A 25,363-nucleotide genomic window follows, 5' to 3' on the forward strand; every position below is an offset into this window, starting at 1 on the left:
GGGCCGACGCTTGACGTCGGGTCGCGGTGTGGAAACACTTCCTCGGGTCGGCTCCGCGTCGCTCGGAGCTGACCTGCGGAGGTCGGATTGGTCCAGGAGGAGATTCGGCGGCGCAACGCCGGCGCGCTGCTGCGGCACGTGCATCTCCGCGGCCCGCTGTCCCGGGCCGAGCTCAGCGAACGGATGGGCCTGAACCGCAGCACCATCATGGCGTTGACCACCGAGCTGAGCCGGCTCGGTCTCGTCGGTGAGGAGTCACCGGTGGACACCGGCCGTGCCGGACGCCCGTCACTTGTGGTGCGACCGGCGTCCGAGCGCTGCTACGTCCTGGCGTTCGACGTCGCCGTGGACCGGCTGGTCGCTGCCCGGGTCGGGCTCGGCGGAAGGATCCTGGACCGGCGGGAGGCGGTGCGTCCGCGCGCCGGGCCGGACCTGCACGACGTGGTCACGGTCCTCGCCCGGTTCGGCCGCCAGCTGCACCGGGCGGCACCGCCGGGCGCCTGCTGCGTCGGCGTGGGCGCGTCGTACTGCGGCATGATCCGGCCGGGCGACGGGATGGTGCGGTACGGGCCCGACCTGGGTTGGGTCGACCAGGCGTTCGGCGACGAACTCGGCCGCCGCCTCGGGCTCGGCCTGCCGGTGTCGGTGGGCAACGAGGCCCACCTCGGTGCGCAGGCGGAACAGCAGCGCGGCGCGGGTGTCGGCCTCGACGATCTCGTGTACCTGCACGGTGACGTCGGCGTCGGCGGCGGAATCATCGTCGGCGGGCGGCTGCTGGGCGGCGACAGCGGCTACGGCTGCGAGTTGGGGCACATGGTGGTCAACCCGTACGACGGCCGGCCCTGTGGTTGCGGCTCGCGCGGCTGCCTGGAGGCGGAGGTGGGGGAGCGGGCCCTGCTCGATGCCGCCGGTCGGCCCGCCGAGCTGTTCGGGCGTGCTGCCGTCCGGACGGTGGCCGACGACGCCGACCGTGGGGATCCGATGGCGCGGGAGGCGCTGCGCCGGATCGGCGACTGGCTCGGCATCGGGGTCGCGAATCTGATCAATCTGTTCAACCCGGGTGTGGTGGTCTTCGGCGGGATGCTGTGCGACCTCTACCCGGGGGCCGCCGCCCAGGTACGCGGTCGCATCGCCCGGCACGTGCTGCCGGTGGCCCGGGAGACGGTCCGGCTGCGCACCGCGGCCCTCGGCGACGACGCCACCCTGGTCGGCGCGGCGGAACTCGGTTTCGCCCGGCTGCTCGACGATCCGTTGGCGGCGCTGACCGCACCGGTGTCGCCGGAGGTCGGCGTGCCGACGTCCGCGCCGGTGCCGGGTTTCCGGCGGCGACAACAGGTCTGAGCAGGGCGGCCGGCGTCGACGACGCGGTCGGGCCGGTGGCATGGGGTAGCCGACCGGCGGGTGGGCCTGCGACCATGCAGTCCGTTACGGAGCTGTTGCCGGGAGGTGTCTTGACGACATCGGATGTGAGCGTTAACACTGAGGTCCGTCATCGGCCGGAGGTGAAGATGAGCGGTGTGGCAGCGGGCGACGAGTACGTCGTCGGCGTCGACTACGGCACCCTGTCGGGGCGGGCCCTGGTGGTCCGCGTCCGCGACGGTGCCGAGCTGGGGACCGCGGTGCACGAGTACCGCAACGCGGTGATCAGCTCAGCGCTGCCGGACGGGGGTACGCCGCTGCCGCCGGACTGGGCGTTGCAGGACCCGGAGGACTACCGCGACGTGCTGCGCCACGCGGTGCCGGCGGCGGTGGCCGCCGCCGGGATCGACCCGGGCGACGTGGTCGGCATCGGCACCGACTTCACCGCCTGCACCGTGCTGCCGACGCTGGCCGACGGTACGCCGTTGTGCGAGGTGCCGGAGCTGCGGCAGCGTCCGCACTCCTGGGTGAAGCTCTGGAAGCACCACGCCGCCCAGCCGCACGCCGACCGGATCAACGCGTTGGCCCACGAACGTGGCGAGCCCTGGATCGGTCGCTACGGCGGGAAGATCTCCGCCGAGTGGCAGTTCGCCAAGGGCTTGCAGATCCTGGAGGAGGATCCGGAGGTCTACCACCGGGCCGAGCGGTTCATCGAGGCGGCGGACTGGATCATCTGGCAGTTGTGCGGTGTCGAGACCCGCAACGTCTGCACCGCCGGCTACAAGGGCATCCACCAGGACGGCAGCTACCCGTCGGCGGAGTACCTCACCGCGCTCAATCCCGGTTTCGGTGACTTCGTGGCCAAACTGGACGGCCCGCTGATGCCCCTCGCCGCCCGGGCCGGTGGACTCACCGCCCGTGCCGCGGCCTGGACGGGGCTGCCGGAGGGGATCGCCGTCGCGGTCGGCAACGTCGACGCGCACGTGACCGCGGCCGCCGCCCAGGCGCTCGACCCGGGCCGGCTGGTGGCGATCATGGGTACCTCGACCTGTCACGTGGTCAACGGCACCGATCTCGCCGAGGTGGCCGGGATGTGCGGGGTGGTCGACGGTGGCATCAGCTCCGGTGCGTGGGGCTACGAGGCCGGGCAGAGCGGTGTCGGCGACATCTTCGGCTGGTTCGTCAAGCACGCCGCGCCGGCCGGCGTCGACTCGCACGAGCGACTCACCGAGCTGGCCGCCGCGCAGCCGGTCGGCGCGCACGGCCTGGTCGCGCTGGACTGGTGGAACGGCAACCGGTCGCTGCTGGTCAACCACGACCTCAGCGGGTTGATCGTCGGGCTGACCCTGGCCACCCGCCCGGAGGACATCTACCGGGCCCTGCTGGAGGCGACGGCGTACGGCACCAGGATGATCATCGAGGCGTTCGTCGAGGCCGGCGTGCCGGTCGACGACCTGGTGATCGCCGGTGGCCTCACGTCGAACGAGCTGCTGATGCAGATCTACGCCGACGTCACCAACCGGCCGTTGGGCATCATCGGCTCCGCGCAGGGGCCGGCGCTCGGTTCGGCGATCCACGCCGCCGTGGCCGCCGGCGCCCACCCCTCGATCCATCACGCGTCGCAGGCGATGGGGCGGATATCGGCGGCGGTCTACCAGCCGGACCCGGACCGGGTACGCGCCTACGACGCCCTCTACGCCGAGTACCGGGCGCTGCACGACCACTTCGGTCGCGGGGCCAACGACGTGATGCTGCGGCTGCGGGCGATCCGCAACGCGGCTGTGGAGTCGGCTACGTCGCAGCAGGAGGTCTTCGCGTGAACGTCGAAGTGAGCCGACAGATCAGCGAATTGCGCGAGAGCGTGGCCCGGCTGCACGGCGAACTGACCCGGTACGGTCTGGTCGCCTGGACGGCCGGCAACGTCTCCGCCCGGGTACCCGGGCACGAGCTGATGGTGATCAAGCCGAGCGGCGTCGACTACGACGACCTGTCGGCCGACAACATGGTGCTCTGCGACCTCGACGGCGTGCCGGTCGAGGGGGAACTGTCGCCGTCGAGCGACACCGCGGCGCACGCCTACGTCTACCGCGCCATGCCCGAGGTGGGCGGCGTCGTGCACACCCACAGCACGTACGCCACCGCCTGGGCGGCGCGGGGCGAGTCGATCCCGTGCCACCTCACCGCGCAGGCCGACGAGTTCGGCGGGGAGATCCCCGTGGGCCCGTTCGCCCTGATCGGCGGCGACGACATCGGCAAGGGGATCGTCAGCACGCTCACCGGGCACCGATCGCCCGCGGTGCTGATGCGCAACCACGGCGTCTTCACCATCGGGCGCAACGCCCGGGCCGCGGTCAAGGCCGCGGTGATGTGTGAGGACGTCGCCCGAACCGCGCACCTGGCGCGCGCGCTCGGGCAACCGGTGCCGATGGCGCAGGCCGACATCGACGCCCTCTACGACCGCTACCAGAACGTCTACGGCCAACGTTCTTCGCCCCCGGCGAACTCCTGACCGACCCGGTGAACCGGGTCGCCTGGCACCACCTGACGCACAGATTCCGCACCACCAGCGCTGGCTGCTCGTGTACCTCTGCGGCCGGCGTGGACAACCGCACCCCACCCGAGGAGATCCGATGAGGAACATGCGAATGCCCATGGCGCGTCGGCGCGCCATCGCGGTCGTCGCCGCCGTGCTGCTCGCCGGCGGCGTGGCGGCCTGCGGCAACAGCGACACCGGCGGCGGCGACGGAGGCGACGACGGCAAGCTCGTCCTGGGCTTCTCCCAGGTCGGCGCGGAGAGCGGCTGGCGTACGGCCAACACCAACTCCATCAAGGAGGCGGCGGCCGAGGCCGGCATCGAGCTGAAGTTCGACGACGCGCAGCAGAAGCAGGAAAACCAGATCAAGGCCATCCGCAACTACATCCAGCAGAAGGTCGATGTGATCGCCTTCTCGCCGGTGGTGGAGTCGGGCTGGGACACGGTGCTCAAGGAGGCCAAGGACGCCGGCATCCCGGTCATCCTGACCGACCGCGCCGTGGACTCCGCCGACAAGTCGCTCTACAAGACCTTCCTCGGCTCTGACTTCGTCAAGGAGGGCCGGCTCTCCGGCGAGTGGCTGGTGGAGAACAAGAAGGACGCGACCGGCGACGTGAACATCGTCGAGTTGCAGGGCACCACCGGCTCCGCCCCGGCCAACGACCGGAAGAAGGGCTTCGCCGAGGCGATCGCGGCCGACCCCAAGCTGAAGGTCATCGCTTCCCAGTCCGGTGACTTCACCCGCGCGGGCGGCAAGCAGGTGATGGAACAGTTCCTGAAGGCCCACCCGAAGATCGACGTCCTCTTCGCGCACAACGACGACATGGGTCTGGGCGCGCTGGAGGCGATCACCGCGGCGGGCAAGGAGCCGGGCAAGGACATCACCATCATCACCATCGACGCGGTCAAGGACGGCATGCAGGCCCTGGCCGACGGCAAGTTCAACTTCATCGCGGAGTGCAGCCCGCTGCTCGGCCCACAGCTGATGGACCTGGCCAAGAAGGTGCACGCCGGCGAGGAGGTGCCGCCGCGGATCGAGACCGAGGAGACCACCTTCACCCAGGAGCAGGCCAAGGAGGCCCTGCCCAACCGCAAGTACTGATGACGCATGGGGCCGCCGCACCCACGTGGCGGCCCCGCCGCGTCGCCCATTCCCGACGGACTGGGCGTCCGGCCCGACGTCCCGTGCCACGCCGCCCGGCCGGCCCGCTGGCCGGCCGGGCGGCGTGCCGGGAGAACTGGCCCTTCCGCATCGATGAAAATTAGAAGAGGATCGATGGGATGACGGATAGTCGTCCGGTCCTGACGATGACCGGGATCAGCAAGTCCTTTCCCGGGGTGCGCGCACTCCACAATGTCGACTTCCGGCTCCTTCCTGGCGAGGTGCACGCCCTGATGGGCGAGAACGGCGCCGGCAAGTCGACCCTGATCAAGGTGTTGACAGGCGTCTACGGCATCGACGAGGGCAACGTCACCCTCGACGGCGAGCAGGTGGCCTTCAACGGACCGATGCAGGCTGCCGCGGCCGGGGTCAGCACGGTCTACCAGGAGGTCAATCTCTGCCCGAACCTGTCCGTGGCGGAGAACATCTTCATCGGGCGGGAGCCGCGCCGTTTCGGCGCCGTCCGCTGGGGCGAGGTGCGTCGGCGGGCCCGACAGCTGCTCGCCCGGCTGGACCTCGACATCGACGTCACCGCGCCGGTGGCGAGTTACTCGCTGGCCGTGCAGCAGATGGTGGCGATCGCTCGGGCGATCGACGTACAGGCCCGGGTGCTGATCCTGGACGAGCCGACCTCCAGCCTGGACGCCGGCGAGGTCGCGCAACTGTTCCGGATCATGCGGCAGTTGCGGGACGAGGGCATCGCGATTCTCTTCGTGACCCACTTCCTCGACCAGGTCTATGGCATCGCCGACCGGATCACCGTGCTGCGTAACGGCACGCTGGTGGGGGAGTACCCGATCGCCGAGCTGCCGCAGCTGGCGCTGGTGGAGAAGATGATCGGCAAGGAGCTCGACGTTCTCGATCGGATCGACGAGCAGCCCCGGCAGACGACGGCGGCCATCGAGAGCGGCGCCCCGTTCGTCCAGGTGTCGCAGCTCGGGCGCAGGGGCGCGGTCGCCCCGTTCAGCCTGACCATCCACGCCGGTGAGGTGGTCGGCCTGGCCGGGCTGCTCGGCTCCGGGCGTACCGAGGTGGCGCGGCTGTTGTTCGGTGCTGATCGGGCCGACCGCGGCGAGGTCCAGGTGGACGGCGCCCAGACCGGCCTGCGCAACCCGGTGCAGGCGATCGAGCGGGGCATCGGTTTCTGCTCGGAGAACCGCCGTGCGGAGGGGATCATCGGCGACCTGTCGGTCCGGGAGAACATGATCCTGGCCATGCAGGCCGCCCGGGGCTGGCTGCGCCCGATCCCACGTCGCCGCCAGGACGAGCTGGTCGACCGGTACATCAAGGCGTTGAGCATCCGTCCGGCCAACCCGGACATGCCGGTGCGCAACCTCTCCGGCGGCAACCAGCAGAAGGTTCTGCTGGCCCGCTGGCTGATCACCGAGCCGCGACTGCTAATCCTCGACGAGCCGACCCGGGGAATCGACATCGGCGCGAAGGCCGAGATCCAGAGGCTGGTGGTGGAGCTCTCCGACGGTGGGATGGCGGTGCTGTTCATCTCCGCCGAGCTGGAGGAGGTGCTGCGTCTCAGCCACAAGATCGCGGTGATGCGCGACCGGGAACTGGTCGCCCAGCTCGACAACGACGACACTGTGGATGCCGACCGCGTCATGCAGACCATCGCCAGCGGGACCGAGCGTGAGGAGGCGAGCCGATGAGCGACGCCGGGAACCGCTTCCGTACCATGCTCGGCCACCGGCTGTTCTGGCCGGTCGCCGTGCTCGTGGTCATGTTGGCGGCCAACACCATCTACCGTCCGGGGTTCCTGGCCATCGAGGTCAACAACGGGCACCTGTACGGCACCCCGATCGACATCCTGCGGTTGAGCGCCCCGCTGATCCTGGTCGCGCTGGGCATGACCCTGGTGATCTCGACCGGCGGCATCGACCTGTCGGTCGGCTCGCTCTGCGCGATCAGCGGCGCCATCGCCTGCCTCTACATCAGCCGGGCACCGGACCAGAACAACCTCGTCACCGTGCTGACCGCGCTCGCGATGGCGCTCGGGGTCGCGCTGGTGCTCGGTGCCTGGAACGGGGTTCTGGTCTCCGTCATCGGCATCCAACCGATCATCGCCACGCTCATCCTGATGGTGGCCGGCCGGGGCCTCGCACAGTTGATCGCCGAGGGCCAGATCATCACCATCAACTCCGGGCCGTACCGGGCGATCGGGCTGGGGCACCTGTTGACCCTGCCCCTGGCGATCTTCATCGCCCTGGCCGCGGCCCTACTCGTCGCGGCGTTCACCCGCCGTACCGCGCTCGGCATGATCGTCGAGTCGGTCGGCGGTAACCGGGAGGCCAGCCGGCTGGCCGGCATCCGGTCCGGTCGGGTCGTCTTCCTCGTCTACGTGGTCAGCGCCGCCTGTGCCGCGATCGCCGGGTTCATGATGACCGCCAACGTCTCCAGCGCCGACGGCAACAACACCGGCCTGTGGGTGGAGCTGGACGCGATCCTCGCGGTCGTCATCGGCGGCACCTCGCTCGCCGGTGGCCGGTTCTACCTCGGCGGCACCATCCTCGGCGCCCTGATCATCCAGACCCTCACCACCACGGTGTACGCCATGAACATCTCACCCCAGACGGCGCTGCTGTTCAAAGCGGTAGTCGTCATCGCCGTCTGCCTCATCCAGGCACCGGCCTTCCGGGCGAAGTTCCGCCGTCGACGGCCCGGGGCACCGCCGCCGCCCCAGCCGTCTCCGCAGCGGCAGAAGGAGCAGGTGCCGGCATGAGTGAGCGTCAGCGAGCGAATCATCAGTTCAGGGTGTTGGTGCCTCATGGCGGCACGGAGCGGAGCGGAGTGCCGGCATGAGTACTTTCCCGATCTCCGCTCCGAGTTGGGCCAAGCTGCCTCGGCGGCACATGCCGGTGCTGGCGACGTTGGCGCTGTTGCTGGTGATGTACGGCATCGGTGTGTCCCAGTACCGGGCGTTCTCCAACGTCCAGGTGGTTTTCAACGTCTTCATCGATAACGGTTTCCTTCTCGTCATCGCCGTCGGGATGACCTTCGTGATCCTCACCGGCGGTATCGACCTGTCGGTCGGCTCGGTGGCGGCGATGACCGCGATGGTCTCGGCCTGGTTGTTGCAGTCCGGGCTGCCCGCGTTGCTGGTGCTGGTGATCGCCCTGCTGATCGGGCCGACGCTCGGGTTCCTGATGGGCTGCGCGATCCATTTCTTCGACATCCAGCCCTTCATCGTCACCCTGGCCGGGATGTTCTTCGCCCGGGGCATGTGCACGTTCATCAGCGACGCGTCGATTCCGATCACCGACGGGTTCTGGACCACGATGTCGCAGTACCGGATCGGCGATCCCCGGGGCAACTTCGTCTCGATCAGCGTGCTGGTGGCGTTCGCGGTGGTCCTGATCGCCGCGTACGTGCTGGCGTACACGCGACTGGGACGCAACGTCTACGCGATCGGCGGCAACCCGCAGTCGGCGCTGCTGATGGGGCTGCCGGTGGGCCGGACCCGGATCGCGGTCTACACCATCAGTGGCCTGTGCGCGGCGATCGGCGGGATCCTGCTCTCCTTCTACACGTTGTCCGGCGCCCCGTTGATCGCCATCGGGATGGAACTCGACGTGATCGCGGCCGTGGTCATCGGTGGCACGGTGCTCACCGGTGGCTCGGGGTACATCTTCGGCACGGTGCTCGGTGTGCTGGTACTCGGCGTGATCCAGACCTTGATCACCTTCGACGGCAGCCTCAACTCCTGGTGGACCAAGATCGTGATCGGAGGCCTGCTCTTCGCGTTCATCCTGCTCCAGCGCCTCATCGGCATCCGCTACAAGTGACCGCCCCTCTCGCGGAAGGCAACTCCCATGGCAACACACCCTGAACCCGAGGTCTGGTTCCTAACCGGAAGCCAGGCAATGTACGGCGAGGACACGCTCCGGCAGGTGGCCGACCAGTCCCGTCAGATCGCCGCTCTGCTCGACGAATCGCCGCACATTCCCGCCCGGGTGGTCTGGAAGCCGGTCCTGACCACCAGCGCCGACATCCTGCGGACCTGCCGGGATGCCGCGTCGCAGGGGGCGGTCGGGGTGATCGCCTGGATGCACACCTTCTCGCCAGCGAAGATGTGGATCTCGGGCCTGGACGCGTTGCAGACGCCGTTGCTGCACCTGCACACCCAGGCCAACGTCCTGCTGCCGTGGGACGAGATCGACATGGATTTCATGAACCTCAACCAGGCCGCGCACGGCGACCGGGAGTTCGGGTACATCCAGACCCGGCTCGGGGTGGCCCGCAAGACGGTCGCCGGGCACGTCTCCGACCCCCGGGTGGTCTCCCGCGTCGGTGCCTGGACCCGGGCGGCGATCGGCTGGTCGGCCATGCGCTCGCTGCGGCTGGCGCGATTCGGCGACAACATGCGCGACGTGGCCGTCACCGAGGGGGACAAGGTCGAGGCGGAGCTGCGCTTCGGCGTCTCGGTGAACACGTACGGGGTCAACGACCTGGTGCGGGTGGTCGACGAGGTGTCCGAGGCGCAGATCGACGATCTGGTCAAGGAGTACGACGACACCTTCCGGGTCGCCGCCGAGCTACGACCCGGCGGCGAGCGGCACGATTCGCTGCGGTACGCCGCCCGGCTGGAACTGGGGCTGCGCACCTTCCTGGACGCCGGTGGCTTCCGCGCCTTCACCACCAACTTCGAGGACCTGGGCGGGCTGCGTCAACTGCCCGGCATCGCGGTGCAGCGACTGATGGCCGATGGCTACGGCTTCGGCGGTGAGGGCGACTGGAAGACCTCGGTGCTGGTGCACACCCTCAAGGCGATGGCCGTCGGCACCGAGGGCGGAACCTCGTTCATGGAGGACTACACCTACGACCTCACCCCGGGCGAGGAACTGGTGCTCGGTGCCCACATGCTCGAGGTCTGCCCGTCGATCGCCGGTGACGTGCCGAACGTGGAGATCCATCCGCTGAGCATCGGCGGTCGTGAGGATCCCGTCCGGCTGGTCTTCGACGCCGCGCCGGGGCCGGCGGTGGTGCTCGGCCTGGCGGACATGGGCGAGCGTTTCCGGCTGGTGGCCAACGAGGTCGACGTGGTCTCCCCACCGCAACCACTGCGCCGGTTGCCGGTCGCCCGGGCGGTCTGGCGGCCGCGACCGCACCTGCCCGGCTCCGCCGAAGCGTGGATCACCGCTGGCGCGCCCCACCACACCGTGTTGTCCCAGGCGGTCGGGGTGGAGGAGTTGCACGACCTCGCCGAGATGAGCCGTACCGAACTCGTCGTCATCGACGCCGAGACCGATCCCCGGCGGTTCGCCGACGAGCTGCGCTGGAACCAGGCGTACTACCGGCTGGCCCGGGGGTTCTGACCGCCCGCTGACGCTGGTGTGGCGGAGCTGCCGTAGCGGCCTCTCCGCCCCGCCAGCGGCTGCCCGCGCCCGCGGGTGGCAGGGTCCCCGGCCGGCGCGCCACCCCGCCGGCCGGGGACCGCGAGCAGGCTTCTGCGAGCCGTACGGCGTCGTTGATGTTACGTCTTGACGAAGGCCGTGTTATCGCTCACAGTCGTAGTGAAGACGGACGATATCTGTGGCCGTCCGGGACGCGCCACGTTGCTCTGAAGCTGGTGGTCACCTGATCTCTCCCTTGGGCAGGGCGGTCATGTTAGCGATCACACGCCGCACCGGATCAGCGACGGCGTAGGCCGCAGAGGAGCCGTCCTGTTCGTTCTGCTCGTATCCCGAAGGAGAATCATGATTGCCAATGGTGAGGTCCCACGGACCGCGCCGGGCCGGCGCGGCTGGCTGTCGCGCGCGGCGGCCATCCTGACGGCGATGGTGGTGGGCGGCTCCCTCGCCGCGGTGGCGCCATCGCCCGCAGCCGCGGCCACGGTGGACACCAACGCCTGGTACGTGCTGGTCAACCGTAACAGCGGCAAGGCTCTCGACGTCTACAACCTGGCCACCAACGACGGGGCCCGGATCACCCAGTGGTCGCGTAACGACGGAAACCATCAGCAGTGGCAGTTCGTCGACTCCGGCGGCGGCTACTACCGGCTCAAGTCGCGGCACTCGGGCAAGGTGCTCGACGTCTACAACTTCTCCACCGCCAACGGCGCCTCGATCGTGCAGTGGTCCGACCACAACGGGACCAACCAGCAGTTCCGACTGGCCGACTCGGCAGGTGGCTACGTACGGCTGATCAACCGCAACTCCAACAAGGTGATGGAGGTGCAGAACGCCTCGACCGCCGACGGCGGCAACATCGTGCAGTACGACGACTGGGGCGGCGCCAACCAGCAGTGGCAACTCGTCCGCGTCGACGGCGGCGGCAACCCCACCGACCCGCCCTCCGGCGGCAGCTTCACCAACCCCGTCGTCTGGCAGGACTTCGCCGACGTCGAGGTCATCCGGGTCGGCGAGGTGTACTACATGACCGCCTCCACCATGCACTACTCGCCCGGCGCCCCGATCCTGCGCTCGTACGACCTGGTGAACTGGGAGTTCGCCGGGCACTCGGTACCCCGTCTGGACTTCGGCACCAAGTACGACCTGCCCGCCGGGCAGCAGGCGTACGTGGAGGGCATCTGGGCCTCGACGCTGAACTACCGGCCGAGCAACCAGACCTACTACTGGGCCGGGTGCATCAACTTCGCCCAGACCCACATCTACACCGCGACGGCCGTCGACGGTACCTGGAGCCGGCACGCGACCCTGCCGCAGTGCTACTACGACGCCGGGATGCTGATCGACGACAACGACACCATGTACGTCGCGTACGGCAACGGCACCATCAGCGTGGCTCAGCTCTCCGCCGACGGGCGCAGCCAGGTCCGGGCGCAGCAGGTCTACCAGACGCCGTCGAGCATCGGCACCCTGGAGGGCGCGCGCTTCTACAAGCGCAACGGCGCCTACTACATCTGGCTGACCCGCCCGGCCAACGGCCAGTACGTGCTCAAGTCCACAAACGGCCCCTTCGGCCCGTACGAGCAGCGCCAGGTGCTGCTCAACATGCAGGGCCCGATCTCCGGCGGCGGGGTGCCCCACCAGGGCGGACTGGTGCAGCTGCCGAACGGATCCTGGTACTACATGGCATTCACCGACGCGTACCCGGGCGGCCGGATGCCGACCCTCGCGCCGATCAACTGGACCGCGGACGGCTGGCCGCAGGTGCAGACGGTCAACGGCGCCTGGGGCGTCAACTACCCGAACCCGCTGCCGCTGCGTCCGGTCAAGCCGCTCACCGGCGTCGACACGTTCACCGGCACCACCCTCGGTCCGCAGTACGAGTGGAACCACAACCCCGACAACAGCCGGTGGTCGGTGAACAACGGGCTTCGGTTGCAGACCGCCACCGTGACCAACGACCTCTACCGGGCACGCAACACGATCACCCACCGCATCCAGGGGCCGACCTCGACCGGCACGGTCGAGATCGACTACTCGACGATGCGCGACGGCGATCGTACCGGCCTGGCCATGCTGCGGGACGTCTCGGCGTGGATCGGCGTCCGGCGGGACAACGGTGCCACCCGGGTGGTGATGACCAACGGGCTGAACATGAACAGCAACTGGGACACCAGCAGCACCGGTAGCGAGATCGCCAGCGCCGCGGTCTCCGGTGGGCGAATCTGGCTGCGGGCCAACGCCGACATCCGGCCCGGCTCCGGTCGGCAGGCGCGTTTCTCCTACAGCACCGACGGGGTCAATTTCGTCCCGCTGGGCAACGCCCTGACGCTCAACAACAACTGGACGTTCTTCATGGGTTACCGGTTCGCCATCTTCAACTACGCCACCCAGGCGTTGGGCGGCTCGGTGACGGTGCGCCGTTTCGAGTTGGCCACGCCATGAGGTGACGGTTGACGGTCCGGCGTCGTACCGATGCCGGGCCGTCACCCACGGACCGGGGCCTGTCGCCTGCCCGCCGAGCGGGCGACAGGCCCCTCCTCCGGCCCGGCGATTGCCGCCGCCGGCAGCCGGGGGACATGCGGGTGCCGGGTGGGAGACATCCCACCCGGCACCCGTCCGGCCTCGGCTACCTGTGGCTCAGGCGGCGCGGGACCACTGCATGCTCGACGCGGAGCTGCACGTACGCTGCTCCAGGGCGGCACCGAGAGCGGTGGAGCCGCCGGCCACGTTCAGGCACTTGTTGCTGTTGACGTTGACCAGCTGGTGGTAGCCGTCGCCGGTCGATCGCCAGCTGAAGACCTGGTTCAGGCCATCGTGGCAGGTGTACTGGATGATCTGCGCCCCGTCGGCCGTGGAGACGTCGCGCACGTCGACGCACTTGCCACTGTGCACGCTCTGCAGCCGTACGTTGCCGTTGCCGGCGTCGAGGAAACGCCACTGCTGCCAGGCGTTGCCGTTGCTGCTCCACTGACCGATCACCGCGAGGTTGTCGAGGTTCGGCTGCTGGACGTCGACGACCTGCCCGCTGTTGCGATTGGTGATCCGGTAGGCCGTCGGTGCGCCACCGCCACCGGCGAACTGCCACCAGTTGACGTTGAACAGGCTGCCGCTGCCGCCGGCGAAACGCAGGTAGAGATCGCGTGTGCCGGTGGCGCCGGACACCCCGCAACTGGTGGTCGTCCAGGTCTGCCAGCCGCCCGTACCGGCCACCGTGCAGGTGCCCACGAGCGGACCGCTGGCGCTGTCCAGCCGTACCTCGATACGGCCGCCGCTGGTGGCCGAGGCGACCCGCGCGGAGAAGGTGGTCGCTCCGGTGCCGAAGGCAACCCCCTTTACCTTGATGTAGTCGCCGTTGTCGATCCAGCCGACGTTCATGCCACCCTCGCTGGCCGGCTCGGTCTCGATACCGGATCCCCAGGCGATCGTCTCGGCCTCCTGGCGTACGTACGGGTTCAACGTGCCGACCTGGGGTGCCCCGGCGGTGGTCATGTTCATGGTGGGGATGGTTCCGTTGGAGTTGTAGGTGAACTTCTCCACCGCGACCGACCGGGTGTAGCCGCCACCGCCGGGCAGCGCACCGTTGTGGTAGAAGAAGTACGACCCACCGGCGAAGTCGATCACGCCGGGGTGGTTGGTGAAGCTGGAGCCCTGCCGGGGCATGACCGTTCCCCGGTACGTCCACGGGCCGGTAGGGCCGGGTGCCGTCGAGTAGCCGATGAACTCCGAGCAGCACTCCGCCGCGAACACGTTGTAGTAGAGCCCGTTGCGCTTGTAGACCCACGGCCCCTCCTCGTAGAGGGTGGGCCGGCTGGCGTTTCCGGTCCGGGTACCGAAGCCCGCCGTGGTGAGCGGGATCTGGGTCGGACCGCCGGAGAACGAGATCATGTCAGGGTTGAGCCGTACGTACCACAGGTTCGGGTTGCCCCAGTACAGGTACGCCTGACCGTCGTCGTCGATGAACGCGTGCGGATCGATCTCGCCATTGCCGACCAGCGGGCGGCCGAGCGCGTCCCGGAACGGCCCGGTCGGGCTGTCCGCGACCCCGACCCCGATGACCATCTGCCCGTTCGAGCGTTGCCGGACCGGCACGTACCAGTAGAACTTCCCGTTACGGGCGATGACGTGCCCGGCCCACGCGTTGGCGTCCGCCCAGGCGAACGTGGCCAGACTCATCGGCGTGCCGTGGTCGGTCCAGTTCACCATGTCGGCCGAGGAGAAGACCCGCCAGTCACGCATGGTGAAGTAGGTCGAGCCGTCCTCGTCGTGGCCGGTGTAGAGGTAGACCCGACCGTCGTGCAGCATCGGTGCCGGGTCGGCGGTGTAGATGTGCTGGACGATCGGGTTGTCGGCCCGCGCCGCGCCGGGTAGCAGGGCGATCGCGCAGGTCATGCTCACGAGCACGGCGACGACGCGGCGGAGCGCCGTGATGCTCATGCCCGGCTCCACCGCTGGTTGGCGTTGCCGTGGCAGGACCAGAGGATCACCGCGGTCCCGTTGGCGGTGCCGGCGTTGTTGACGTCCAGACACAGCGACGGGAAGCGGCCGTTGCTCACCGTGCCGTTGGCGTTGAACGTCCACTGCTGGTTGGTGCCGCCGTTGCAGTCCCAGACCTGCACCCGGGTGCCGTTTGTGGCGTTCGTCGGCACGTCCAGGCACTTGCCGAGGATCCGCAACGTCTGGCCGTCCTGGGTGATCTGCTGGTTGGGGTTGCCGTGGCAGTCCCAGATCAGGGTTCCGGTGCCGTTCGCGGTGTTCGAGTTGTCGAGATCGAGGCAGCGCCCGGCCGACTCGCTGCGCAGCCGGAAGGTGCTCGGGACCGGTGGGTTGGTGGTGCCGCCACCGCTTACCCGGTACACCACGGTGCCGTGTGCCGGCACGCTCGCGGAGATGGTCCCGGTGGTCGTGGAGGTGCCGCCGGTCCACGCGTTGAGCAACGTGAACGAGCTGCCGGTCTTGCCGATCGCCGCCGCCGTGGTGGAGATCGTCGTGGTGGAGTTGCCCTGGTTGAACAGCGCGACCGCGACGTCACCGTTGGCCAGCCGCTTGGCCAGTACCCGCCGGGTGCCGTCGTGCGAGACCTGCACGGCCTGGAGCCCCAACGTGTCCTGGTTGATCGCGATCAGGTGCTGGTTGCGCAGGATGTCAAGCGTCGCTGTGCTGGCCGAGCGCAGGTCGTTGCCCATCATCAGCGGCGCGGCCATCATCGACCACAGCGCGAAGTGGCTGCGCATCTCGGTGTCGTTCATGCCGCCATTGCCGACCTCCAACATGTCCGGGTCGTTGAATCCGCCCGGTGCGGCGTAGCCGGCGAGTGGCACGTTCACGTTGACGATGTTCTGGATGCCCATCGGGTAGCCGTTGGTCTGGCCGCTGTCCCAGGTGTTGGTGATGTCCTCAGTGGTCCGCCAGAGGTTGGCCACGTCGCTCCAGTTGCGTTGCGGCCCGGTCTTCTCGTGGATGCTGTTCGAGTTGATGCTGTAGACGATCGGCCGGCCGGTGGCCGCCAGCGCGTCGCGCATGATGCCGAACCGGGCCACCTGGTCGTTGATGGTGCCGGTGGGGGAGCACCAGTCGTACTTGAGGTAGTCCACGCCCCAGGCGGCGAACTGCCGGGCGTCCTGGTACTCGTGTCCGAGGCTGCCCGTGGAACCGGGGAAGGCGTCGAAGTACTGGGCGCAGGTCTGGTCCAGCGGCCCCTGGTAGATGCCGAACAGCAGCCCGCGGGAGTGCAGGTAGTCGCCGAGGGCCTTCATGCCGCTCGGGAACCGCTGCGGATGGGCCTGGAGGTTGCCCTGCGCGTCCCGGTCCGGGTTGAACCAGCAGTCGTCGACGACGACGTACTTGTATCCGAGGTCGCGCAACCCGTGATTGACGATCGCGTCGGCCATCTGGCGGATGAGCGTCTCGTTGATGTTGCAGCCGAACGTGTTCCAGGTGTTCCAGCCCATCGGTGGGGTACGGGCGACGCCGTTGTTCAGCGCCTGCGCCGGCTTGGGGGAGATGACCCCGTCGGCGAAGCTCGCGGTGAGCGTCACCGCCAGGATGCCGAGGGCGGCGGTCAGCCACCTTCTTGCGCTACGCACGTCGAATCCTCCTTGCGTCGGTGTGGTGATCGGTCCGGTCGCCGGCATCGCGGCGTTCGGCGGGGTCCGGCCGGGTGGAACTCTGCGGGCGGATCCTGCGCACGCCGCCCACGTACGCGTGCAGTCGTCCGGGACGCCGATGTGCAGGGCCCGGATATCGCCGGTCGGCACGCTGTTTCGGGCCCCGCACGGTTGCCGCCGCGCCGTGTCGGCAGGCACCGTTCCGATGACAGGAATGTTATCGCTATCATCAATGCCTGTAAATTGTCTGTTGCTTGCCCACACAGCCTCTCGGAGCAACAGATCTGCGTCGAACCGAACGGAGTGGAATCCGGGTGTGACCGCTAACAGACAGCGATGAAGGACGCTGTGTGGCGTACGCGGACGGCCCGGCGGCCACCGGGGCGGCTACTGGCGCTAGACTGTGCGTGATCTAGCGCTCTCCACCCGGACGGCACGGGCCGGCGTGGGCACCGCGCGAGGGGATCTTTGTACCTGAGCCGTGCCAGTCATCGCCGACGGGCTGCGGCGAGCGACTGGATTGCGGGGAGTGTGAGATGGCCGTACGCGATCCTGCGATGACGGACGTGGCCCGCCTCGCCGGTGTTTCCCATCAGACGGTCTCGCGGGTGCTCAACGGGCACCCGAACGTACGCGAGCAGACTCGACTGCGCGTCCAGGCGGCCATCGCCGAGCTCGGCTACCGGCCGAACCGGGCGGCCCGCGCGCTGGTCACCGGCCGCTCGCAGGTGATCGGGGTGGTCGCGCAGAACACCACCCTCTACGGTCCGGCCTCGCTGTTGGCCGCGCTGGAGCAGACGGCCGCCGAGTCCGGTTTCGCGGTAAGTGTGGGCAGCGTGCGTGACCTCGATCATCGGTCGATCTCGGCGGTGGTGGAGCGGCATCTGGCGCACCGGGTCGCCGGCATCGTGGTGATCGCGCCGGTGGAGTCGGCCGGCGAGGCGTTGGAGCGTCTGCCGAAGGACGTGCCGCTGGTGACCGTGGACGGGGATCCGCATCGGCCGATGCCGCTGGTGACGGTGGACCAGGCGGCCGGTGCCCGGGCCGCCACCCAGCACCTGCTCGACGCCGGTCACCGTACGGTCTGGCACGTTTCCGGTCCGTCGGACTGGTTCGACAGCGCCGGCCGGATCGAGGGCTGGCGGGCGGCGCTGACCTCGGCCGGCGCGGAGATCCCGCCGCTGGTGCCGGCGGACTGGTCCGCGGCGGCCGGCTACCGGTGTGGGCAGATGCTGGCCCGGATGCCCGACGTCACCGCCGTCTTCACCGCCAACGACCACCTGGCCCTCGGGGTGCTGCGCGCCCTGCACGAGCACGGCCGCCGGGTGCCGGACGACATCAGCGTGGTCGGCTTCGACGACGTGCCGGAGGCCGCCTACTTCATTCCGCCGTTGACCACCGTACGACCGGATTTCGGCGCGGTGGCCCGGGCGAGCCTGGAGATGCTGCTCACCCAGATCGAGTCGGTGAGCGGTGGCGCCCTGCGCCGGACCATCGCCCCGACCCTGGTGGCCCGCCGAAGCGTAGGCCCCCCACCCCGCCCCTGACCAACCCCTCCACCGAAGGGTTGATCAAGAAGTTTTGGTCGGCCTGCGCGCTGGACGCGACCAAAACTTCTTGATCAACCGGCGATTCGTACCCGGGTGGGGTGGGTTAGGTTGCGGTGCAGGTGGGGGTGCCGGAGGGGCCGACGCCGGTGCCCTGGAAGCCGAACTCGGTGCTACCGCCCGCGCCGACCTGACCGTTGTAGCTGACGTTGCCGAAGCTCACCGTCCCGGTGCTGCCGCTGGCCTGCGCGTTCCAGGTGCCGGTGACCGCCGCGCCGCCGGGCAGCGTGATCCGCACGGTCCAGCCCCGGATCGCGGCACTGCCGGCGGTGACCCGTACGGTGGCCACGAAGCCGCCGTTCCAGGAGTTCAGCGACACCGAGGCCGAGCAGGCACCGCCGCCCGGCGGGGGCGCGGTGGTGGTCGGCGGCGCGGTGGTCGGGTTCGGTCCGCTGACACTGTTCAACGCGTTGAGCACCGAGGTGTACGCGGGCTTCTTGTTCCCGTTGCCGTCGAACAGCAGCGGGTTGTCATCCCGCCAGGAGGCGGCGTCCCAGACACCCCAGACCGTGATCCCGGTGCAGCGCGTCACGGCCAGGCAGGCCCGGGTCACCCGTTCGTAGATGCTCGCCTGGTTGGGGCCCTGAGCGACGTCCAGCTCGGTGATCTGCACGTCGACGCCGAGGTCGGCGAAGCGTTGCAGGTTGGCCTGGTAGTCACCGGCGAGGGTGGTGCCGAGGTGGGACTGGAAGCCGACGCAGTCGATCGGGACGCCGCGCTGCTTGAAGTCGCGCACCATGTTGTAGATGCCTGTCGACTTCGCGTTGATGCCGTCGGTGTTGTAGTCGTTGTAGCAGAGCTTGGCGCCGGGGTCGGCCGCGCGGGCGGCGCGGAAGGCGGCCTCGATCCAGTCGTTGCCGGTGCGTTGCAGGTTCGAGTCCCGCCGCGCGCCGCTGCCACCGTCGGCGAACGCCTCGTTCACCACGTCCCAGGAGTGGATCTGACCCCGGTAGTGGGTGGCTACCCGGGTGACGTGGTTGATCGCCGCGTTACGCAGCGCGGTGCCGGACAGGTTCTGTGCCCAGCCGGGCTGTTGCGCGTGCCAGAGCAGGGTGTGGCCACGTACGGACATCCCATTGGCCCGGGCGTGCGCGACGAGCCGGTCACCCGCGCTGAAGCTGAAGGAGTTCTGCTGGGGCTCGTTGGCGTACCACTTCATCTCGTTCTCGGCCACGATCGAGTTGAACTCACGATTGAGGATCGTGGCGTAGGCGGAGTTGGAGAGCTGGAACGAGTTGGTGGCGGCGCCGAAGTAGCGACCGCTCTGCGCCGCCGCCGCGCCGAGGGTGCTGGCGGCGGCGTGGGCGGAGGGCGCGACCAGCGCGGTGGAGACGAGCAGCGCGGCACCGGCCGCGACGGACATCAGCACGGTACGCGGTCGGATGCCCACGACCCTGCCTCCGGTGGTTCTGGATTTCATCGACGTGCCCTTTCGATGGTGGTGGTTCGGGATGCCACCCCGGATCAGCCTGCTGGCGGCCGCCTACCGGCGCGGAGGTGTGGATCCGGGCACGGCGAGGCGACCCGAGCGCGGATCGCACGGGTTGCGGGGTTGGTCGGGATGTGGCGGTCGCCGATGACAGCGGCCATGACGCGACGATCGGTGCCGTCGAGGCGTGCCCTTCCGCGCGGATTGACAGCGCGCGGCGTCTCGCGGATGCCGGCCCGGACAGGCCGCCAGGCGGGGTCGGCTTGGTGCCGCCTCGGCCCGGTGGCCGGTGACCTGAACAGGAGCGTGCCCGTGGCTCCCTGTCCCGAAGCTAGCATGTTATCGATAACATGCTCAAGCGATGACGATGGATGCAATGACGGTCGAGGCCGCCGGAGACGACCCCGTGGTGGGTCGCTCCGACGGCCTCGGTGACAGCGGTCAGGCTCAGATGAAACGCCAACGGTGGTCGCCCGCGCCGTTGTCGTCCCAGATCACGATCTGAGTGCCCTGGCTGGACGAGGCGCCGGTGACGCCGAGGACCCGCCCGCCGTTTGCGGACTGGATCCGGAAGTAGCCGTTCGCGGCGTACCGCAGCCGCCACCGGTTGCTGGCCGCGCCGTTGTCGGCCCACTGCACCACGCGGGCGCCGTTGCCGCTGCTGCCGTTCTCCACCCCCAGCACCTTGCCGCTGTGGGAGTTGCGCAGCCGCAGGTAGCCGCCACTGTCCACGATCGCGGTCCAGAGGTGGTCGGCGGTGCCGGTGTCGCCCCACTGGATCACCAGGCCGCCGTCGGCGGTGGACATGTTCTGCACGCCCAGCACGAGACCGGTGGCCAGGTTCTGGATCCGGCGGGCACCGTTGGGCACGAACCGCCACTGGTTGTCCGGCGTGCCGTTGTCCGGATCCTGGACGACCCGGGCACCCTGCGCGGTGGACCCGTTGAGGGTGGCGAGCAGCTTGCCGGTGTGCCCGTTACGGATCTTGTGTGACCCGTCGCCGACGTCCACGATCGTCCACCGGTGGTCGGCCGTGCCGGTGTCGGACCATTGCAGGACCTGCGCGTTGTCGGCGGTCGACATGTTCTGCACCCCGAGCACCTTGGCACTGTTGGCGTTGCGGAACTTCACCGCGTTGCCGTCGACGACCAGCTGCCAGTCATGGTCGGCGGTGCCGTTGTCGCCCCACTGCAACGCCGGCGCCCCGTCGGCGGTGGACATGTTCTCGATGCCGAGCACCAGGCCGCTGGCGGCGTTGGCGAGCCGGAACGTCGCCGTTCCGGTGCCCGGGGACTGGCCGTTGGCGTTCCAGTAGACGGTGTAGTTGTGCCCGTGCGCGTCGTAGAACGGGCCCAGGTTGACCGTGGCGCCGTTGGCGGTGGCGGTGAAGGTCAACGCCGAGGTGCTGGTCCGGTTGACCGAGGTGGTGGCCAGGGCGGGCAGGGCGGAGAGCGCGGTGTTGCCGTAGTTGCCGGAGAGCACCGCGGGCCCGTAGGTGAGTGCCACCACGTTCGGATCGTCGTTGGCGGGCTGCACGATCACGCGCATCGGGAGCCGTACGGTCACCGTGTCGCCGGAGGCCCAGGATCGGGTGAGGGTCGCGTACGTGCCCGGGGTGGTGCTGATGTTCTGCGCGGTGCCGTTGACGCTGACCGTCGCTCCCTGCGTCCACGCCGGAATGCGGATCCGCATCGTCCACGACCCGCCGACGTCGCCGGTCACGGTGAGGGTCGTCGTGTCGCTGACCGGGTAGGTGGTGCTCTGGGTGACCGTGATGCCGCGCTGCGACCAGTTCAGCACCGAGGGCAGGAACAGGTTCACCGTGAGCGTGGTGTCGTTGTGGAAGTAGATCGAGTTCATCAGGGTGGTGTTGGTTTCCAGTTGCGAGCCCTGGCAGCACCAGAAGGAGTTGTAGTCCGTACTCCAGGTGCCGCCGCCCCATGCCGGTCCGACACCTCGCCGCCCGCCGGGGTTCAACGGGGTGAAGTACGTGATGTGGCCGTGGTTGTCGGCCGGGTTCTGCGCTCCGATCAGGTGGTTGAGCAGTGCCCGCTCGTAGAAGTCGAAGTACGCCACCCGGTTCGGGTCCAGCAGCCACAGCTCCCGGGTCAGCTTGAGCATGTTGTACGTGTTGCACGCCTCGCAGGTGTCGTTGCGCAGGTAGCTGGCGATGGCGTTCGGGGCCCGGAAGTGTTCGGCCTGGCTGTTGCCGCCGATGACGTAGGTGTGGGCGTTGACCGTCATGTTCCACGCGTTGCTGGCGATGTCCCGGTACCGGGTGGTGCCGGTGGCCTTGAACTCGCGGGCCGCGCCGATCCACTTCGGTACCTGGGTGTTCGCGTGCAGCCCGTTGAGCTGGTCGGAGTTGGCCGCCAGGGGATTGAACACGGCATTGTGGTCGAACCGCTGGGCGGTGGTCAGCCAGCGGGCGTCGCCGGTCTGCTGGTACAGGTCGGTCAGCACGGCGTTCATCCCGCCGAACTCGGTGCCCAGCATCGCCTGCATCTGCGCCGAACTCAGTCGACTGGTGCGCCAGTCCACCCAGCCGGCGAACGCCAGTAGGACGTCGCGCGCCTGGTTGTTGCCGACGTATCGCCACACGTCGAGCAGCCCGGCCAGGGTCTTGTGGATGGCGTAGTACGGCACGTTGCCGTTGTTGAGCGTGCGGTTCTCCACGGCGGTGAAGTCGGACTCGGGAAAGCCGCTGAGGTAGCCGGTGTTGAAGCCCGCGGCACCGTTGTTGGCCTGGCACTTGGCCAACTCGGCCACCATGTAGTTGGCCTTGTCCCGGCAGGTGGTGTCGCCGAGCACGGCCCACAGGTACGACCAGGCGCTCAGGAAGTGCCCCTGCGAGTGGGTGCGGAACGGGAAGTTGGGGGCCTCCCAGCCGCCCAGGGCCGCGGCACCGGCGGTGGAGAGCCGGTGGTTGGCGCGGAAGTTGTAGAGCAGCCGGTTGACGTCGACGAAGCGCAGGTAGTTGACCGTGCGGTTCTGGTTGTCCAGCCAACGGCTGGCGGTCAACCGAACCTGACCCGGCTCGAAGGCGTACGCGGAGACGCCGAGGTCGGGGCGTACCGGGGGGAGTCCCGCACTGGCGGTGCCGTTGGCCAGTGCGGGGCCGACGGCGGCGGCGACGGCGGCCGCGCCGGCGGCCCGGAGCACGTGTCGACGGTTGAGGGACGGGTAGGGCATCACGACCTCCGTGGTGGCATGGGGGAACGCCGCCCGACCCGGCGGGAGTGGTGGCCGACCGGGCGGCGAGGAGTGGTGCGATGACGTCGATGCGCGGCGCGCAGCGCGCAACGATCGGACCCGGCGCGTTTGCTGCGGTGGCGGCCTTGCCAAGCCCATCAATGTTATCGCTAACATACGCGGCTCTATATGGCTACCGCAAGACGTTGCTGACGGGGCTGCGGGGCGACCCGGATTGACCCTCGACCCGGTCGAGGCCGGAGGGTGCCGAGGGCAGCCGGCCGGCGTCCTCGCCGAGACCGGTCGGGCGAGCGGCGACGGCAGGGGCACGTGGTGGTGGCAAGTGGGGGCCGGGCGAAGATGCCGGGTGCGTACCGGGTGTGGTTGGGCGGCAGCGCGCTGAGTCTGGTCGGCGTACAGGCGATGGCGTTCGCGATGGCCTGGTCGGCGGCCGGGCAGGGGGCTCGGTTCGCCGCCCTGGTACCGACCGCGATCGTGCTGCCTCGGGTGTTGCTGCTGTTGGTGGGCGGTGCGGTGGCCGACCGGTTCGGCGTCTGGCTCGTCCTGCTCGCCTCGAACGCGGCCATGGTGGTGGTCACCGTGGCATTGGCCGCCGTCGCGTGGTCGCCGCTCGACCTGCGGCTGCCGCTGCTGCTCACCGCGCTGGCGATCGGCACCGTGGACGCCTTTCAGCTGCCGAGTTCGGGCTCGATGCCACGGCGGCTGGTACCGCCGGGGGTGCTGGCCCGCGCGATGTCGGCCCGGCAACTCGTCGGGCAGTTCGCGCTGTTCAGCGGCCCGCCGCTGGGTGGCGTGCTGCTCGGGATGACCGGGCTCGCCGGGGCGGCCCTGACCAACACCGCCACCTTCCTGGCGATGCTCGCGGTCCTGCTGGTCGTCCGACCCGCCGCCGAGCAACCGCAGGACGCCGGGCCGGACTGCGAGGGGCCGCCCGACGCCGGGTCGGACGGCGGGCGGCCACCGAACACCGGACGAGGCCACAGGCCGCCCGGCGCCGGGGTGGCTCACCGGCGGTCGCCGGTGTCGGCCGGGTTGGACGGACTGCGCCTCGCCTGGTCGGTGCCGGTGCTGCGGCTGGCGCTGCTGGTGACCGGCGTCGCGGCCGGGTTCCTCCTGCCGGTCGGCACGCTGCTGGTGCCCCTGCTGGCCCGGCAGCGGGACTGGTCGGCGTCGGCCACCGGCGCGGTCGTCGCGGCGATGGCGCTGGGCACCGCCGCCATCGCGCTGGGGGTTCTGCTGCGCGGTGGGTCCTCCCGTCCCGCAGCGGTGGCCGCCGTCGGCCTGCTGGTCGCCGCCGCTGGCGTGGTCGCGCTCGCGGTCGCCCGCGCTCCGCTGCCGGCCGTCCTGGCCGGTGTGCTCGTCGGTGCCGGCGCCGGCTGCTTCGCCACGCACGTCGGTCCACTGGTCCTGGCCGCCACGCCGCTCACCCATCTGGCTCGGGTGCAGTCCGTGCTGGTGCTGGCGCAGAGCCTGCCGTTGTTGGTGACGGCCAACGCGTTCGGCCTCGTCGTCGAGATCGTGGACGTCCCGGCGGTGCTGTTCGGCTGCGCGGGCGTACTCGCCGTGACCGGGCTGGCGGCCCTGGCCACGCCGACCCTGCGCGGCTCATCGTCCCCGGCGACTGTTCGTCACTCGAATATCTGACTAAAGTCAGCAATCGTGGATCGTGCACTCGTGGACGTGGTGCGGCGCTTCAACCGCACGGTGACCCAGCGCGTCGGCGCGCTCGACGACAGCTATCTCGCTCGGGATCGGCCCCTGGCGCAAGCACGGCTGCTCTGGGAGATCGGACCCGACGGTGCCGAGGTCGCGGCCCTGCGTACCCGGCTGGATCTCGACGCCGGCTACCTCAGCCGGCTGCTCCGGACGCTGGAGGGTGCGGGCCTCGTCGTGGTGGGGCCCGCTGGGGGAGACGGCCGGGTGCGGACCGTCCGCCTCACCGACGCCGGCCGCGCCGAGTGGCACCTGCTGGACGGCAGGTCCGACGAGCTGGCCTGGTCCGTCCTCGCACCGCTCACCGCCGGCCAACGCGCCCGGCTCACCAGCGCCATGGCCGAGGTCGAGCGCCTGTTGATGGCGTCGCTTGTCACCATCGAACCCTGCCATCCCGGTGAGCCGCGTGCCCGCGCCTGCCTGCGGGCGTACGTGCGGGAACTCGCCGCCCGGTTCGACTCCGGCTTCGAGGTGGGTCAGGGCGGCGCCGACGAGCAGGAATACGTGCCTCCGGCCGGCCTCTTCCTGGTCGCCACCCTCTCGACCGAGGCGGTGGGCTGTGGTGGGCTGCGGCTGTCCCCGGGCGAGCCCGCCGAGATCAAGCGCCTCTGGGTGTCGGCCTCGGTGCGCGGGCTCGGCGTCGGGCGTCGCCTGCTGGGCGAGTTGGAGCGGCACGCCGTGGCGGCCGGCGCGGCCAGCATCCGCCTCGACACCAACCGCACTCTCACCGAGGCGATGCGGCTCTACCGCGCCGAGGGTTACCAGGAGATCCCGCGCTACAACGACAACCCGTACGCCCACCACTGGTTCGCCAAGCCGCTGACCTGAAACGCGCGCTGGCAGGTACCCGCCGAAGCCCGGCGATGGTGAGCCGTTGACGGAG

The 25,363-nt window shown here is 69.6% G+C and carries 16 protein-coding genes; 12 read left to right on the top strand and 4 right to left on the bottom strand.

Annotation, left to right across the window (positions count from 1 at the left end; genetic code table 11):
* The first annotated feature begins 87 nt into the window (after positions 1–87).
* The 9 genes from ACN26Z_RS15820 to ACN26Z_RS15860 all read left to right on the top strand — a co-directional run bounded on the left by ACN26Z_RS15820 (position 88) and on the right by ACN26Z_RS15860 (position 12,856).
* Entirely contained in the window at positions 88–1,341 is a 1,254-nt protein-coding gene (locus ACN26Z_RS15820) for an ROK family transcriptional regulator (RefSeq protein ID WP_421461955.1), read from the top strand.
* A 167-nt stretch (positions 1,342–1,508) separates the two neighbouring features.
* Positions 1,509–3,179 carry a ribulokinase gene (araB, locus tag ACN26Z_RS15825; RefSeq protein ID WP_421461957.1) on the top strand — a complete coding sequence of 557 codons (1,671 nt, stop codon included), beginning with the start codon at positions 1,509–1,511 and terminating at the stop codon, positions 3,177–3,179.
* Complete coding sequence (locus ACN26Z_RS15830) at positions 3,176–3,868, top strand: L-ribulose-5-phosphate 4-epimerase (RefSeq protein ID WP_232511079.1); 693 nt, start codon at positions 3,176–3,178, stop codon at positions 3,866–3,868. Before araB ends, ACN26Z_RS15830 begins: the two co-directional genes overlap by 4 nt.
* A gap of 121 nt (positions 3,869–3,989) precedes the next feature.
* Positions 3,990–4,994 carry an ABC transporter substrate-binding protein gene (locus ACN26Z_RS15835; RefSeq protein ID WP_373870606.1) on the top strand — a complete coding sequence of 335 codons (1,005 nt, stop codon included), beginning with the start codon at positions 3,990–3,992 and terminating at the stop codon, positions 4,992–4,994.
* 179 nt (positions 4,995–5,173) lie between these two features.
* The gene (locus ACN26Z_RS15840; RefSeq protein ID WP_282238623.1) at positions 5,174–6,715 is read left to right on the top strand and encodes a sugar ABC transporter ATP-binding protein; all 1,542 of its coding nucleotides are present in this window, start codon (positions 5,174–5,176) and stop codon (positions 6,713–6,715) included.
* The gene (locus tag ACN26Z_RS15845; RefSeq protein ID WP_093402213.1) at positions 6,712–7,785 is read left to right on the top strand and encodes an ABC transporter permease; all 1,074 of its coding nucleotides are present in this window, start codon (positions 6,712–6,714) and stop codon (positions 7,783–7,785) included. Before ACN26Z_RS15840 ends, ACN26Z_RS15845 begins: the two co-directional genes overlap by 4 nt.
* A gap of 76 nt (positions 7,786–7,861) precedes the next feature.
* The gene (gene yjfF, locus ACN26Z_RS15850) at positions 7,862–8,848 is read left to right on the top strand and encodes a galactofuranose ABC transporter, permease protein YjfF (RefSeq protein ID WP_093402214.1); all 987 of its coding nucleotides are present in this window, start codon (positions 7,862–7,864) and stop codon (positions 8,846–8,848) included.
* A gap of 27 nt (positions 8,849–8,875) precedes the next feature.
* The gene (gene araA, locus ACN26Z_RS15855) at positions 8,876–10,378 is read left to right on the top strand and encodes an L-arabinose isomerase (RefSeq protein ID WP_282238622.1); all 1,503 of its coding nucleotides are present in this window, start codon (positions 8,876–8,878) and stop codon (positions 10,376–10,378) included.
* A gap of 381 nt (positions 10,379–10,759) precedes the next feature.
* Positions 10,760–12,856, top strand: coding sequence for an RICIN domain-containing protein (locus ACN26Z_RS15860; protein WP_421461961.1), 2,097 nt, complete (start codon positions 10,760–10,762; stop codon positions 12,854–12,856).
* A 195-nt stretch (positions 12,857–13,051) separates the two neighbouring features.
* Here the strand turns inward: ACN26Z_RS15860 and ACN26Z_RS15865 are convergent, their stop codons facing one another.
* Positions 13,052–14,848, bottom strand: coding sequence for a family 43 glycosylhydrolase (locus ACN26Z_RS15865; protein ID WP_282238620.1), 1,797 nt, complete (start codon positions 14,846–14,848; stop codon positions 13,052–13,054).
* Positions 14,845–16,497: a glycoside hydrolase family 27 protein gene (locus tag ACN26Z_RS15870; RefSeq protein WP_421461963.1), complete on the bottom strand. Its 1,653-nt coding sequence runs from the start codon at positions 16,495–16,497 to the stop codon at positions 14,845–14,847. Before ACN26Z_RS15870 ends, ACN26Z_RS15865 begins: the two co-directional genes overlap by 4 nt.
* A 578-nt stretch (positions 16,498–17,075) precedes the next feature.
* Between ACN26Z_RS15870 and ACN26Z_RS15875 the strand changes: the two genes are divergently transcribed.
* On the top strand, positions 17,076–18,065 hold the full coding sequence (locus tag ACN26Z_RS15875; RefSeq protein WP_170863337.1) for a LacI family DNA-binding transcriptional regulator: 990 nt from the start codon (positions 17,076–17,078) through the stop codon (positions 18,063–18,065).
* Between the two features lie 106 nt (positions 18,066–18,171).
* Here the strand turns inward: ACN26Z_RS15875 and ACN26Z_RS15880 are convergent, their stop codons facing one another.
* Positions 18,172–19,545, bottom strand: a complete 1,374-nt coding sequence (locus ACN26Z_RS15880) for an endo-1,4-beta-xylanase (protein ID WP_093402219.1) — start codon at positions 19,543–19,545, stop codon at positions 18,172–18,174.
* Between the two features lie 456 nt (positions 19,546–20,001).
* Positions 20,002–22,746 (bottom strand): beta-L-arabinofuranosidase domain-containing protein, encoded by a 2,745-nt coding sequence (locus tag ACN26Z_RS15885; RefSeq protein ID WP_421461966.1) that lies wholly within the window; start codon positions 22,744–22,746, stop codon positions 20,002–20,004.
* A gap of 333 nt (positions 22,747–23,079) precedes the next feature.
* Here ACN26Z_RS15885 and ACN26Z_RS15890 point away from each other — a divergent pair, with 333 nt between their 5' ends.
* Positions 23,080–24,411: an MFS transporter gene (locus tag ACN26Z_RS15890; protein ID WP_282238618.1), complete on the top strand. Its 1,332-nt coding sequence runs from the start codon at positions 23,080–23,082 to the stop codon at positions 24,409–24,411.
* 15 nt (positions 24,412–24,426) lie between these two features.
* Positions 24,427–25,308, top strand: a complete 882-nt coding sequence (locus ACN26Z_RS15895; RefSeq protein WP_282238617.1) for a bifunctional helix-turn-helix transcriptional regulator/GNAT family N-acetyltransferase — start codon at positions 24,427–24,429, stop codon at positions 25,306–25,308.
* Positions 25,309–25,363: the final 55 nt, after the last annotated feature.

This window comes from Verrucosispora sp. WMMD703 (assembly GCF_049178935.1).
Classification (GTDB): Bacteria; Actinomycetota; Actinomycetes; order Mycobacteriales; family Micromonosporaceae; genus Micromonospora; species Micromonospora sediminimaris.